Raw genomic sequence first — 12,928 nt, 5'->3', positions numbered from 1 at the left:
CGCCGACATGCTCACCATGACCGCCTGCTCGCGCTGCGCCGGCAAGTTCGTCACCGAACCCTACGAAAACGCCCGCCACTTCCTGTGCGGCCTGTGCAACCCGCCCGCACGCGCCGGCAAGAGCAAGGCCAGCGGCGCTCTGATGGTGCACTGACCCCCACGGTCGCGCACTTCGTGTCACTCCCTGCCCCCCGAGGGGGCCGCAGGCCGCCTTGGGGCGGCCCGGCGCCGGCCTGGACTAGTAAGCCCCCACGCTCCCTCACTTCGTGTGGTCGCAGCCCCCCAGGGGGGCCGCAGGCCGCCTTGGGGCGGCCCGGCGCCGGCCTGACTGCTTCGTTCAAGGCTGGCTGAATTCAGAATAGGCCTGGAAGGCCTCTCCATTTCGACAAAACGCCCCGCCGGCTCGCGCCGCGGGGCGTTTTGTCTTGGGGCTGAAACCCGTTCTACTTGAGCAGGCCCTTGATGTTGGCGTCGATGGGCATGGCGTAGTCATGGGCCGCCAGCACCACATTGCCCTCGGGCACCACCAACTTCACGCTGAGGTAAAGCATCTTGCCCGACGAGGTGTAGGTGCCCACGATGACCGCCTGGGCCGACTGGGTCTGGCTGATATCCTGCACCTCACGCGACAACAGCAGCGCGCCCTGCGAGGCTTTCATGAACAGGTTCTCGCGCAGTTTGAGTTCTTTCACCGCGTAGCCGCGCTGGGCCAGGCGCCCGCCCACCAACTCCGAGAACAGGCGCCCCAGCCGCGACGACTCGGTCAGCACCTCCAGGTTCACAAAGGTCGCCACCAACAACGGTTGCTTGCGGTCCAGTTGCAGGCCGGCCACCAAGGCGTCGGCGGCCTTGTAGTTGACGTCGATCAGATCGGTGCGCACGTTTTCGTCCACCGGCGGGGTGGACGAGCAGGCGCCCAGGCCCAGGGCGGTCACGCCCGCCACGGCCACGCCCAGCAGGTGGCGGCGTCGGGGTTGCCTCATGGGCCCACCACCTTCCAGTTGCGCGTGGCCACCGGGGGCGGGCCGGCGTCGGCCGCCTTGAGCGGCTTGGGCACATACAGGCCCCCGTCCTCACCGTCGATGTAATAGACATCGGCCGTGCGGGCCAAAAAGGTGTCTTCGCGCTCCAGCGAGGTGGTGATCAGCACCTCGGTGCGCGTGGGACCGCCCGCTGCCGTGCCATCGCGCCAGCGACGCGAGAGGTCGGTGATCGCCCCCAGAGACAACAGGCTGCCCACATAGTTGCCGGTCACGTGGTCGTAGGCATACAGGTCGCGCACCACCGAGATGCCTGCGGCCAGGCCCAAGGCGGGCATGGGGCTCTGGTTCTCCACCTCGCTGGGGTGTTCGATCAACTGGGTTTCAAAACGCACCACCAGCGGCCCGGGTTGGCGCGACACGATGGCGCCATGGTCCACCAGGCGGGTCAGCAACAACTCGCGAAAGCTCTGGTTGAAGGTGCCCGGTGCAGCCGGCACCACATACACCGCCGGCAAGGCCATCGGGTAGCTGCGGATCTTGTCGGCAATGCGCCGGGCCGAATCATCCGCCAGCACGTCCCAGTGGTGCACCGAGCGCGCCTTCTTCTGGCTGCTGATCGGGTAGTTGTCGGCGCGCGGCACGTCCAGCGAACTGCAGCCGCCTGCCAGCAGGGCGGCACCCAGCACCAGAGGGGTCCAACAGCTTGGCTTCATGCTCACACACCTTTTAACGCTTGTCATCGCACCCGATGCTATCGGCCCGGCGCCGGCCGCATCGGCCAAAGAAAGCCCGGAATGCCTGCCATTCCTCAAGACAGGGGCAGTTGGGTGGTCGACAGCACCTGCTTGAGCCCCATGAACGAGCGGATCTGCCGCACCCCGGGCAGGTACAGCAGTTGTTCGGCGTGCAGCTGGTTGAAGGTTTCGCTGTTGCGTGTGCGCACCAACATGAAGTAGTCGAACTCGCCCGTGACCACATGGCACTCCATGCAGCCCGAGATCCTGGCCGCCGCCTTCTCGAAGGCCTCGAAGGATTCGGGCGTGGATCGGTCCAGCACCACCCCGATCAGCACCACCATGCCGGCCCCCAAGGACTGCGGGTTGAGCAAGGCCACCGTGCGCTGGATGTAGCCGGCCTGGCGCAGGCGATCAACCCGGCGCAGGCAGGCCGGCGGGCTCAGATGCACCTTCTCGGCCAATGCCACGTTCGACAACGAGGCATCCCGTTGCAGCAGCTTCAGCAGGGCTCGATCGGTGCGGTCCAGCTCGGGGTTCAGCGGGGCTGAATCGCTCTTTTCAGGCGCACTCTTTGAACGAATTTTTGTTGTGCTCATGGTCATTTTCAAAAAATTTTCAAATCACCAGATTGATATTGTCGTCATTTTCGAAGATTGAATCGATTGATTTTGCAATCCTGTTAATCGCCATATTTCATAGCATTGTCACACCAACCCAGCCCCTGAAAGGTGTGTCGATGCCTAGCTTCTTCGCCAGCTTCGAGGCCTGGGTCGCCACCCTTCAACCCTTTGAGAAAACCATGAACCTGCAGAAATTTCCCCGCTATCCCCTGACCTTCGGCCCCAGCCCGATCCAGCCCCTGAAGCGCCTGAGCGCCCACCTGGGCGGCAAGGTCGAGCTGTACGCCAAGCGCGAAGACTGCAACAGCGGCCTGGCCTTTGGCGGCAACAAGACCCGCAAGCTCGAGTACCTGATCCCCGAAGCGATTGCCGGCGGCTACGACACCCTGGTGTCCATCGGTGGCATCCAGTCCAACCAGACCCGCCAGGTGGCCGCAGTCGCCGCCCACCTGGGCATGAAGTGCGTGCTGGTGCAAGAGAACTGGGTCAATTACAGCGACGCGGTGTACGACCGGGTGGGCAACATCGAGATGTCGCGCATTCTGGGCGCCGATGTGCGCCTGGACGCGGCCGGCTTTGACATCGGCATCCGCCCCAGTTGGGAGCAGGCCATGGAAGACGTGCGCCAAGCCGGTGGCAAACCGTTCCCGGTGCCCGCAGGTTGCTCCGAGCACCCCTATGGCGGCCTGGGCTTTGTGGGCTTTGCCGAAGAGGTGCGGGCCCAGGAAGCCGAACTGGGCTTCAAGTTCGACTACATCGTGGTCTGCTCGGTCACCGGCAGCACCCAGGCCGGCATGGTCGTGGGCTTTGCGGCCGACGGCAGGGCCCGCCGCGTGATCGGCATTGATGCCTCGGCCAAGCCTGAGCAGACCCATGCCCAGGTGCTGCGCATTGCACAGAACACCGCCAAGCTGGTCGAACTGGGCCAGGAGATCACGGCCGAAGACGTGGTGCTGGACACCCGCTACGGCGGCCCCGAGTACGGCCTGCCCAACGAAGGCACGCTGGAGGCCATCCGCCTGTGCGCCCGCCAGGAGGGCATGTTGACCGACCCGGTGTACGAGGGCAAATCCATGCACGGGATGATCGACATGGTGCGCAACGGCGAATTCCCGGCTGGCTCGCGTGTGCTGTACGCACACCTCGGCGGCGTGCCAGCGCTCAACGCCTACAGCTTCCTGTTCCGCAACGGTTGATCCATGGTGCGGCGGCCCGCCAAGGCCGCCCCCGGCGCGCGGCGCCCCTGACGCTCACAGGGCCCGCGCAGCGACAAGGAGACATGTGCCTTTGGCCCTCGGGCCGGTCTGCCCTGGCACGGCAGACCCCAAAACCACCCCCCAAGTCCTTCTCCTCGCTGCCCCACCATGAAACTCACCAAGCGTCAGTTCACCCAGGCCCTGGCGGCCTCGCTGCTCCCCCTCGGCCAGGCCCGCGCCCAGGCCTTTCCCAACCACCCTTTGCAGCTGGTGATCCCCTTCCCGCCAGGCGGTGCCACCGATGTGGCAGGCCGCCTGATCGGCAAGAAGCTGGGCGAACGCCTGGGCCAGGCCGTGGTCATCGACAACCGGGCTGGCGCCGGCACCGTGGTCGGGGCCACCGTGGTGGCCAACGCGCCGGCTGACGGCTACACCCTGCTGCTCAGCTCGGGCTCCACCTTCACGCTGAACCCGGCCCTCAACCCCCGCCTGCCCTACGACCCTGTGAAAAGCTTCGAGCCCATCGGCATGGCTGCCCGCGTGCCCATGGCGGTGCTGGTCAACAAACAAGTCCCCATCGACACGCTCAAGCAACTGGTGGCCGCCGTGAAGCAGGCACCCGATCGCTATGCCTATGCCTCGTTCGGCAGCGGCACCAGCTCGCACTTTGCCGGCGAGCTGGTGTGGAACGCCCTGGGCATCAAGCTGCTGCACGTGCCCTACAAGGGCAGTGCCCCGGCGATGAGCGACCTGATCGGCGGCCAGGTGCCCATCAGCATCGACACGGTGGCTGCGGCGCTGCCCCATGTGCGCAGCGGCAAGATCAAGGTGATCGCGCTCACGGGCCCCCAGCGCTCCCCCCTGCTGCCCGAGGTTCCCACGGTGGCTGAAAGCACCGGCACCGACTTCGCCTTCGATGCCTGGCTGGCCCTGATGGCCCCCCGTGGCCTGCCCGCCGAGGCCCGGCAGCGCCTGCAGGTGGCGCTGGCAGAAAGCCTGAGCGACAACGAACTGCGCGACAAGCTGCAAGCGGCCGGCATGCAAAAGGACTGGGCCTCGGCCCAGGCCGTCAGCAAGCTGATCGATGCCGAGCTGCCGCGCATGCGCGCCATCGCGCTGCGAGCCGGCATCCAGGCCGAATAGACGAGCCCCCTCCCCAGCACCTTGGGCGAGGGGCGCCCTCAGCGCCCGACCAGCGCCAGCGCCTGACGTTGCAACTCGGGCACCAGGCTGAGCGCCAGGTGAAGCTGCGAACGCAGCACCAGATCAGGCCCGGCATCAGCATCCGCCACCGGCGGTGCGGCCAGTGCCGCAGCATCGATCGGGGCCGATGGCAAGGCCCCACCCTCGATGGCCGTGGCCGTGTCCGCCAGCGCGTTCTGCAGCCATTCGACGGCCTGGGCCACATCGGGGGCGAACTCCTGGGCCTGCCCCTCCAGCCGATGGGCCCCCAGAGCCGACAGGTAATTCAACAGCGTGTGCGCCTGCACCATGAAACGCATGCCGGCCGCACCATGGCGGCGCAGGTAGGCTGGCTCGTCAAACACCTCGCGCAAAGCCCCGGACAGCGCCGCATCGGCGTTGTGGGCGTTGCGCCGGGCCAGCCGGTAGTCCAGGTGCTCGCGCTTGCCAGACTGGTACTGACGCGCAATCTCGCGCAGGTAGGCCGCCTGGCTGCGCAGCAACTGGGCAGACAGCTTGGGCAATTGCCGCGACTGCCAGTCAGGCAGCACCAGCCACACCGTCAGGCCGGCAATCAAGGCACCGATCAAGGTGTCCAGCAGGCGCGGCAAGATCAGGTCGAAGCCATTGCCCACCTGGTTGAAGGCCAGCAGCACCAGGATGGTGATGGCCCCCGAGGCCAGGGTGTAACGGGTCTGGCGCGCCGCCACAAAGACCACGCCGGCCACCACGGTGAACACCGATTGCAGCAACAACCCCGGAAACAGCTTGAGCAAGGCCCAGCCCACCATCAGGCCCAGCACGGTGCCCCCCACCCGCTGCCCCAGGCGGCGCAGGGTGTCGCCGTAATGGGGCCGGCACACGAACACGATGGTGAGCAGGATCCAGAAGCCGTGCTCGTCGCCACTCACCGTCATCCAGACAAAGGCCACCATCAGCGCCACCGCCAGGCGCAGGCCATGGCGCAGCAGCACCGAACTGGCACTGAACTGCTGGCGGATGCGCCCCCAGGCCTCGGCCAGGTTGCGCGGCCCCCGGTCCAGCAGGCTCGTGTCCGCCTCCAGCAAGGGGTACTGCTCAGGCCACAGGGCACTGCGGATCACCTTCTGCATGCCGGCCAGATTGCGCGCCAGGGCGCGCAGCGAGCGCAGTCGCAGCGGTGCCCCGACACCCTGCTCACGCTGCGCCCAGGCCAGCTCCGGCAAAGACGCCAGCAAAGCGATCGAGCCCTGCAGGTCCTCCAGGGCCGGCTGGCTGTCGTTCACCGCCTCGACCGGGCCTTGCAGGCGCAGCGCCTGCGCCAGCCGGGTGCAATCCTGCCCCACCCCGGCCAGCACACGCTGGCAGCGGTACAGCACATCGCTGTGGAAGAAGCTCTGCGCCAGCAGCTCGTAGTTTTCGTGAGAAGAGCTGGCGCGCTCGTGCAGGTCCTGTGCCACCAGGTACTGTTGCAAGGCCAGGCGCAGCCAGCGCGGGCCAGCGGTCTCCAGCGTCGGGCCGGCGTGGCGCGGGCGCCGGCTCAGCAGGCTTTCCTTGGTCTGGTTCAGGGCCTGTACCACGCGGCCATTCTGCAAGGCCAGGCCAACGCGGCGGCGCTCGATGTCCACCCCCCGCACGGGTTCGAACAGGCGCGACTTCAGACGCAGGTACTCCCCCAGGGCCTCGTACAGCAGGGCCAGGTTCTGCACCACCTGCAGGTTGGGGAACCAGGCCGCCCAACACACCGACAGCAGCCCATACCAGGCCGCGCCCGCCAACAGCAACAGCGCATGCGGCAAGCCGGGGGCCGCCGAGTCGTTGCCATGCGCGGCCAAGGCGGTGTACAGGCCCAGGATCAGGGTCGCCGAGCCGATGGCCCGGTAACTCTCGCTCAAGGCACCCAGCAGGGCCAGGCCCACCGCAGCCAGGGCCAGCACCGCCATCAGGGCCGGTTTGCTGTGCAGGGTGAACTGCACCGCCAGTGCCATGGCGGCAAAGCACAGCAGGGTGATCAGCAGCGCGCGCAGGCGCCCGCGCCAGCTGTCATCGGTCTCGGCCAGGGCGCTGGCATTGACCCCCAGCACCAACGGGATCAGCGCCGCGGTCTGGTCCAGCCACCAGGCGCCGGCCACCACCGTGCCCAGCGCGATCAGGGCACGCACCCCCTTGAGCAGAAATTTGTAGTGCCAGCCGGGCTGCCAACCCCAGTGCCACATCGAACTCCACATCGGACTCCACATCGGGCCACCCTCTTGAATACCTTGTTGCAAAAAACAGAAACGCCAGAACAAAAGCAGGCCCGAGGGCCTGCTTTTGTTCTTTGCAATTTGTGCGCCAGTGTGCACCCCGCCGGCCTCAAACCGGCCACAACACCCTCAACCGGTGTTGCGCAAACCGGCGGCGATGCCGTTGATGGAGATGTGGATACCGGTCTGCACACGCTCGTCCGCGTCGCTGCCCGAGCGGTAGCGCCGCACCAGTTCGACCTGCAGGTGATGCAGCGGGTCGATGTAGGGGAAGCGGTGCCGGATGGAACGCGCCAGCGCCTCGTTGTGGGCCAGGCGCTGCTTGTCGCCGGTGATCTGGGTCAGCGCCTCGGCGGTGCGGTGCCACTCGGCTTCGATCATGGCGAACACCTTCTTGCGCAGGCGCGAATCGCTCACCAGTTCCGCATAGCGCGAGGCCAGGGCCAGGTCGCTCTTGGCCAGCACCATGTCCATGTTGGACAACAGGGTGCGGAAGAAAGGCCACTGCCGGTACATGCGCTGCAACAGGGCCAGGGCCTCCTTGCGACCATCCTTGCCCGCGGCTGCCGGGCGGGACAGGAAGGCCTCGACGGCCGAACCAAAGCCGAACCAGCCCGGCAGGGTGAGGCGGCACTGCCCCCAGCTGAAGCCCCAGGGAATGGCGCGCAGGTCTTCGATGCGCTGGCTGGCCTTGCGCGAAGCCGGGCGCGAGCCGATGTTGAGTTCGGCAATCTCCCGGATCGGGGTGGAGCCGAAGAAATAGTCGGTGAAACCGTTGGTCTCATAGACCAGGGCCCGGTAAGCGCCCATGCTGGCCTGCGACAACTCGGCCGCGGCCTGATGAAAGGCCTTGGTAGCCGGCTTGGTGGGCTGCAGCAGCGTGGCCTCCAGCGTGGCGGCAACCAGGGTTTCGAGGTTGCGGCGCCCGATTTCGGGGTTGGCGTACTTCGAACCGATCACCTCGCCCTGCTCGGTCAGGCGGATCTGGCCCCGCACCGTGCCCGGGGGTTGAGCCAGGATGGCCTGGTAGCTGGGGCCACCACCACGCCCCACCGTGCCGCCACGGCCATGGAACATGCGCAACTGGATGCCATGGCTGGCGGCCAGTTCCTCGAACAGCTCGACCAGGGCGATTTCGGCGCGGTAGAGCTCCCAGTTGCTGGTGAAGATGCCGCCGTCCTTGTTGCTGTCGGAGTAGCCCAGCATGATGTCCTGCTCGCCACCGCTGCGCTGCACCAGCTCGGCCATGCCCGGCAGGGCATAGAACTCGCGCATGATGGGCGCGGCATTGCGCAGGTCTTCGATGGTTTCGAACAGCGGCACCACGATCAGGTCACTGACCGCAGGGCTTGCACTGGCCGTCGGCTCCTGCAGCAGCCCGCGCACCAGGCCGACCTCTTTTTGCAGCAGCATCACCTCCAGCAGATCGCTGACGGTCTCGGTGTGGCTGATGATGTAGTGGCGGATGGCCTGATGCCCATAGCGCTGGCGCATCACGCGCGCCGCCTCGAAGATGGCCAGCTCACTGCGGGCGTGGGCCGAATAGCTGGCGCCCATCACACGCAACGGGCGCGCGTCGTTGAGCAGCTTGACCAGCAAGGCACGCTTGGCCGCCTCCTGCAGGCTGCTGTAGTCGGGTTCGATGCGGGCCGTGGCCAGCAATTCGGCCACCACCTCTTCATGCTTGTCCGAGCTCTGGCGCAAATCGACCGTGGCCAGGTGAAACCCGAACACCTCGACCGCGCGGATCAACGGGTGCAGGCGCTCATTGACCAGGGCCTCGCCATGGTGGGCATTCAACGAGGCCTCGATCACGCGCAGATCGGCCAGGAAATCGGCGGCATCGGGGTAGGCGTTCTGCGGCGCCACGGCATGGCGGGCTGCATCCCCCCCGGTCAGGTCTTTCAGGCTGGCGGCCAGGCGGGCATAGACGCCGGTCAGGGCGCGGCGATAGGGCTCGTCCTGGCGGTGTTCATTGGTGTCCGGCGAATGTTCGGCCAGGGCCTGCATCTCGGGGGTGACGCCCACCAGGCGGGCCGACATCGACAGCTCGCCACCCAGGTAGTGCACCTCGGTCAGGTAGTGGCGCAGCGCCACCTCGGCCTGGCGCTTCAGCGCGTACTCCAGCGTGCCGGCACTGACGTTCGGGTTGCCGTCGCGGTCCCCGCCAATCCACTGCCCCATGCGGAAGAACGTGGCCACCGGATGGTTGCCCAGTTCGCGCTCCAGATCGGCGTACAGCTTGGGGATCTCGCGCAGGAAGGTGGCCTCGTAGTAGCTCAGCGCGTTCTCGATCTCGTCGGCCACGGTGAGCTTGGAATAACGCAGCAGACGGGTGTGCCACAGCTGCATCACGCGGGCGCGCAGCAGCGCTTCGTTGGCAGCCAGCTCACGCGGGGTCAGGGCATCCTTGGAGGTGTTGTAGACCAGGGCGCGCAGCCGGATCTCATCACGCGCGGTCAGCAACTGGGCGATGTCGCGCTCGGCGTCCAGGATGCTCTTGCGCTGCACCTCGGTCGGGTGGGCCGTGAGCACCGGCGCCACATAGCTCTGCGCCAGGGTCTGCGAAATGGTCTTGGGGGCGATGCCCGCCCAGCGCAGGCGCGCCATGGCCACTTCGATGCTGCCCTCTTGCGTGTCGCCAGCGCGCTCGTGCACGGTGCGGCGCCGGATGTGGTGCCGGTCCTCGGCCAGGTTGGCCAGGTGACTGAAGTAGGTGAAGGCGCGGATCACGCTCACGGTCTGGTCGCCCGACAGCGACTTCAGCAGCTTCTTGAGCGCCCGGTCCGCCTCCTGATCGGCGTCGCGGCGGAAGGCCACCGACAGTTTGCGCACCTGCTCCACCAGTTCGTAGGCGGCCACGCCCTCCTGCTCCCGGATCACGTCCCCCAGGATGCGCCCCAAGAGGCGGATGTCGTCAATCAGGGGCTGGTCCTTGTCGGATCGTTTCATGCGTCTGTCTCCAAGAGGGTGTGGCGGGCGCGGCTCAAATCCGACCGCTGGGACACAGGCGGTCGGCTTAGGGCGTAATGCGGGGCATGCTAGCATCCAAGACCGCTTGAAGATTACAAAAAGGTTACGAGCTTGAGCCAGCCAGCCGCCCCCATCGTCGCCCCTCACCTTGCTCCGATCGTGATCGCCACGCGCGAAAGCCGGCTCGCCCTGTGGCAGGCCGAACACGTCAAGGCCCTGCTGGAGGCGCAAGGCCACACCGTCACCCTGCTGGGCATGACCACCAAGGGCGACCAGATCCTGGACCGCTCGCTGTCCAAGGTGGGTGGCAAGGGCCTGTTTGTCAAAGAGCTCGAAGTGGCCCTGGAAGAAGGCCGTGCCGACATCGCCGTGCATTCGCTCAAGGATGTGCCCATGGACCTGCCCGACGGTTTCGAGCTGGCCTGCGTGATGGAGCGCGAAGACCCGCGCGACGCCTTTGTTTCGCCTCAGTACGCCTCGTTGCACGAGTTGCCCGAAGGCGCCGTGGTCGGCACTTCCAGCCTGCGCCGCACCGTGCTGCTGCGCGCGCTGCGCCCTGATCTGCGCATCGAGCCCCTGCGCGGCAACCTGGATACCCGCCTCAAGAAGCTGGACGACGGCCAGTACGCTGGCATCGTGCTGGCGGCCGCCGGCCTGAAGCGCCTGGGCCTGGCCGAGCGCATCCGCGCCGTGTTCGAACCTGACCACATGCTGCCGGCCGCCGGCCAGGGCGCCCTGGGCATCGAGATCCGAAGTGGGCGCGCCGACCTGCGTGCGGCCCTGGCGCCCCTGGCCCACCAGCGCACCTGGTTGACCGTGACCGCCGAACGCGCCATCAGCCGCGCCATGGGTGGCAGTTGCTCCATGCCGCTTGCCGCCCACGGCGAATGGCACGGCGACGAACTGCGCTTGCGCGCGGCCTGGGGTGACCCGGACAGCGCCAACGTGGCCCTGGTCCAGGCCAGCGGCCAACGCAGCCTCGACTCCCTGGCCAGTGCGGCCGAGCTGGGCGACGAAGTGGCTGAGCTGCTGCAAGCCGGCGGCGCACGCCGCGTGCTGCCCACGCCTGAAATCCCCTGAACACCCGCCACGCCATGCCCGCCCCGCGCGTCCTGGTCACCCGGCCCGAACCCGAGGCCAGTGACTGGGCCCGGCAACTGGGCCTGCGCGGCCTGCGGGCCGAAGCCCTGCCCCTGATCGAGATCGCCGCGCCCCGCGCCGGCGGGCAGCACCTGGCGCAAACCCGGTGGCGCGCCCTGATGTTTGTCAGCGGCAATGCGGTGCATCACTTTGCCACCACACCCGGCGCCCAGGCCTGCCTGAGCGAGGCCCGCTGCTGGGCCCCAGGGCCGGGCACGGCCCGCGCCCTGCTGGCCGCCGGCGTGCCGGCTGAACGCATTGACACCCCGCCCGCGGAAGCCGGGCAATTTGACTCGGAACACCTGTGGCCCCAGGTGCAGGCCCAGATCCAGCCCGGTGATCAGGTGCTGATCGTGCGCGGCGTCGACGCCCCTGCCGATCCGGCTGCGGCCCTGCCCCCAGAGCAGGCCGGCCGGGGCTCGGGGCGCGAGTGGCTGAGCCAGCGCATCACCCAGGCGGGTGGCCAGGTCAGCCACCATGTGGCCTATGAGCGCCGCCCACCGGCCCCGGCCGGGGTCTTGCGTGAGCGCGCCCTGGCCGCGGCGGGTGATGGCACGGTGTGGCTGTTCAGCAGCTCCGAAGCGGTGCGCAACCTGCAAAGCTGGTTGCCCGAGGCCCGCTGGCAAGGCGCACGCGCCCTGGTGACCCACCCACGCATCGCCGAAGCGGCGGCCCGCGCGGGCTTTGGACAGGTGCTCGCCACCCGCCCGACGCTCGAAGACGTGGCGGCCTCGATAGAATCCCTGACATGAGTTCAGTGCCACCGATCGACACCCCGACCGACGAGTCCCGTCCGCCTCAGCCGACTGCGGACGCGCCGGCAACACCGCGCACCGCCTTCAGCCGGCCCGGCCAGCCCTTGACCTGGGCGGCCCTGGCCGTGGCGGGCCTGGCCCTGGTGGCCAGTGTTTCCCTGTGGCAGAAGATCGGCAACCTGCAAGAGCAGCTGGCGCGCCAGTCGGCCGACAGCAGCAGCCAGGCCATTGAAGCCCGCGCCCTGGCCCGCCAGGCCCAGGAGCAGGCACGCGATGCCGCGGCCCGGGTCAGCCTCAATGAAACCCGGCTCAGTGAAGTGGCCCTGCAGCGCACCCAGCTCGAAGAGCTGATGCAAAGCCTGTCGCGCTCACGCGACGAAAACCTGGTGGTCGACATCGAATCCTCGCTGCGACTGGCCCAGCAACAGGCCCAGCTGACCGGCAGCGTCGAGCCCATGCTGGCCGCCCTCAAAACGGCCGACCAACGCATCGCCCGAGCGGCACAACCCCGCCTGGCCCCCTTGCAGCGGGCGATCCAGCACGACAGCGACCGCATCAAGTCGGCCAGCGTCACCGACACGCCCGGCCTGTTGGCGCGCCTGGACGAGCTGGCCCGCCAGGTCGACGAACTGCCCGTGCTCAATGCCGTGGCCAATGCCCCAGGGCGCCGACCGGCCCCACCCACCACCACCACCACCACCGCCACCGCCCCGGCCAGCGCTGCCGCCCAGGCCCAGGACTGGTGGGACAACACCGCCGGCAAGGCCCTGGCCCTGGTGCGCGACGAAATGCGAAACCTGGTCCGCGTGAGCCGCATCGACCAGCCCGAAGCCGCGCTGCTGGCGCCTGAACAAAGCTTTTTCCTGCGCGAGAACCTCAAGCTGAAGCTGCTCAATGCCCGCCTGGGCGTGCTGGCGCGCCAGACCGAATCGGCCCGCGCCGACCTGGCCGCTGCCGCCACGCAGATCAACAAGTATTTCGATCCAGCCTCGCGCCGCACCCAAAGCGCCGCCACCTTGCTGCAGCAACTGCAAAGCCAGCTCAAGGCGGTCGAGTTGCCGCGCCTGGACGAAACCCTGACCGCGCTGGCCACGGCCGCCGCGGGCCGCTGAGGAAA

11 protein-coding genes are annotated in these 12,928 nt (G+C 67.8%); 6 read left to right on the top strand and 5 right to left on the bottom strand.

Going from position 1 to position 12,928, the window contains the following annotated elements; translation table 11 throughout:
* A partial coding sequence (locus tag AC07VS_RS26255; protein ID WP_494750096.1) for a FlhC family transcriptional regulator occupies window positions 1-154 on the top strand: 154 nt, incomplete at its 5' end.
* Between the two features lie 289 nt (window positions 155-443).
* On the opposite strand, the gene AC07VS_RS26250 is transcribed toward AC07VS_RS26255, so the two are convergent.
* From AC07VS_RS26250 to AC07VS_RS26240, 3 genes are all read right to left on the bottom strand, one after another.
* Window positions 444-983, bottom strand: a complete 540-nt coding sequence (locus AC07VS_RS26250; protein WP_492348025.1) for a FlgO family outer membrane protein — start codon at window positions 981-983, stop codon at window positions 444-446.
* Window positions 980-1,696: a hypothetical protein gene (locus AC07VS_RS26245; RefSeq protein ID WP_492348024.1), complete on the bottom strand. Its 717-nt coding sequence runs from the start codon at window positions 1,694-1,696 to the stop codon at window positions 980-982. Before AC07VS_RS26245 ends, AC07VS_RS26250 begins: the two co-directional genes overlap by 4 nt.
* 95 nt (window positions 1,697-1,791) lie before the next feature.
* Window positions 1,792-2,316, bottom strand: coding sequence for an Lrp/AsnC family transcriptional regulator (locus tag AC07VS_RS26240; RefSeq protein WP_492348023.1), 525 nt, complete (start codon window positions 2,314-2,316; stop codon window positions 1,792-1,794).
* A 203-nt stretch (window positions 2,317-2,519) separates the two neighbouring features.
* On the opposite strand from AC07VS_RS26240, the gene AC07VS_RS26235 reads away from it, so the two are divergent.
* Window positions 2,520-3,536, top strand: a complete 1,017-nt coding sequence (locus AC07VS_RS26235; protein ID WP_494658979.1) for a 1-aminocyclopropane-1-carboxylate deaminase — start codon at window positions 2,520-2,522, stop codon at window positions 3,534-3,536.
* 168 nt (window positions 3,537-3,704) lie between these two features.
* Window positions 3,705-4,679 carry a Bug family tripartite tricarboxylate transporter substrate binding protein gene (locus AC07VS_RS26230; RefSeq protein ID WP_494752432.1) on the top strand — a complete coding sequence of 325 codons (975 nt, stop codon included), beginning with the start codon at window positions 3,705-3,707 and terminating at the stop codon, window positions 4,677-4,679.
* A 38-nt stretch (window positions 4,680-4,717) separates the two neighbouring features.
* On the opposite strand, the gene yccS is transcribed toward AC07VS_RS26230, so the two are convergent.
* Complete coding sequence (gene yccS / locus AC07VS_RS26225; protein ID WP_492348020.1) at window positions 4,718-6,925, bottom strand: YccS family putative transporter; 2,208 nt, start codon at window positions 6,923-6,925, stop codon at window positions 4,718-4,720.
* A 147-nt stretch (window positions 6,926-7,072) separates the two neighbouring features.
* Window positions 7,073-9,895: a phosphoenolpyruvate carboxylase gene (ppc, locus tag AC07VS_RS26220; protein ID WP_492348019.1), complete on the bottom strand. Its 2,823-nt coding sequence runs from the start codon at window positions 9,893-9,895 to the stop codon at window positions 7,073-7,075.
* Window positions 9,896-10,027: 132 nt separating this feature from the next.
* Here ppc and hemC point away from each other — a divergent pair, with 132 nt between their 5' ends.
* From hemC to AC07VS_RS26205, 3 genes are read left to right on the top strand one after another with little or no spacing between them, the layout of a single operon-like run.
* On the top strand, window positions 10,028-10,996 hold the full coding sequence (gene hemC / locus AC07VS_RS26215) for a hydroxymethylbilane synthase (RefSeq protein WP_494752431.1): 969 nt from the start codon (window positions 10,028-10,030) through the stop codon (window positions 10,994-10,996).
* Between the two features lie 14 nt (window positions 10,997-11,010).
* The gene (locus AC07VS_RS26210) at window positions 11,011-11,808 is read left to right on the top strand and encodes a uroporphyrinogen-III synthase (protein WP_494752430.1); all 798 of its coding nucleotides are present in this window, start codon (window positions 11,011-11,013) and stop codon (window positions 11,806-11,808) included.
* Complete coding sequence (locus AC07VS_RS26205; protein WP_494752429.1) at window positions 11,805-12,923, top strand: uroporphyrinogen-III C-methyltransferase; 1,119 nt, start codon at window positions 11,805-11,807, stop codon at window positions 12,921-12,923. Before AC07VS_RS26210 ends, AC07VS_RS26205 begins: the two co-directional genes overlap by 4 nt.
* Window positions 12,924-12,928 lie beyond the last annotated feature (5 nt).

It is taken from the genome of Curvibacter sp. GW821-FHT01G03, from assembly GCF_059422285.1.
Note: the sequence above shows the minus strand (reverse complement) of the source record. Positions and strands in the feature narration are given on the sequence as shown.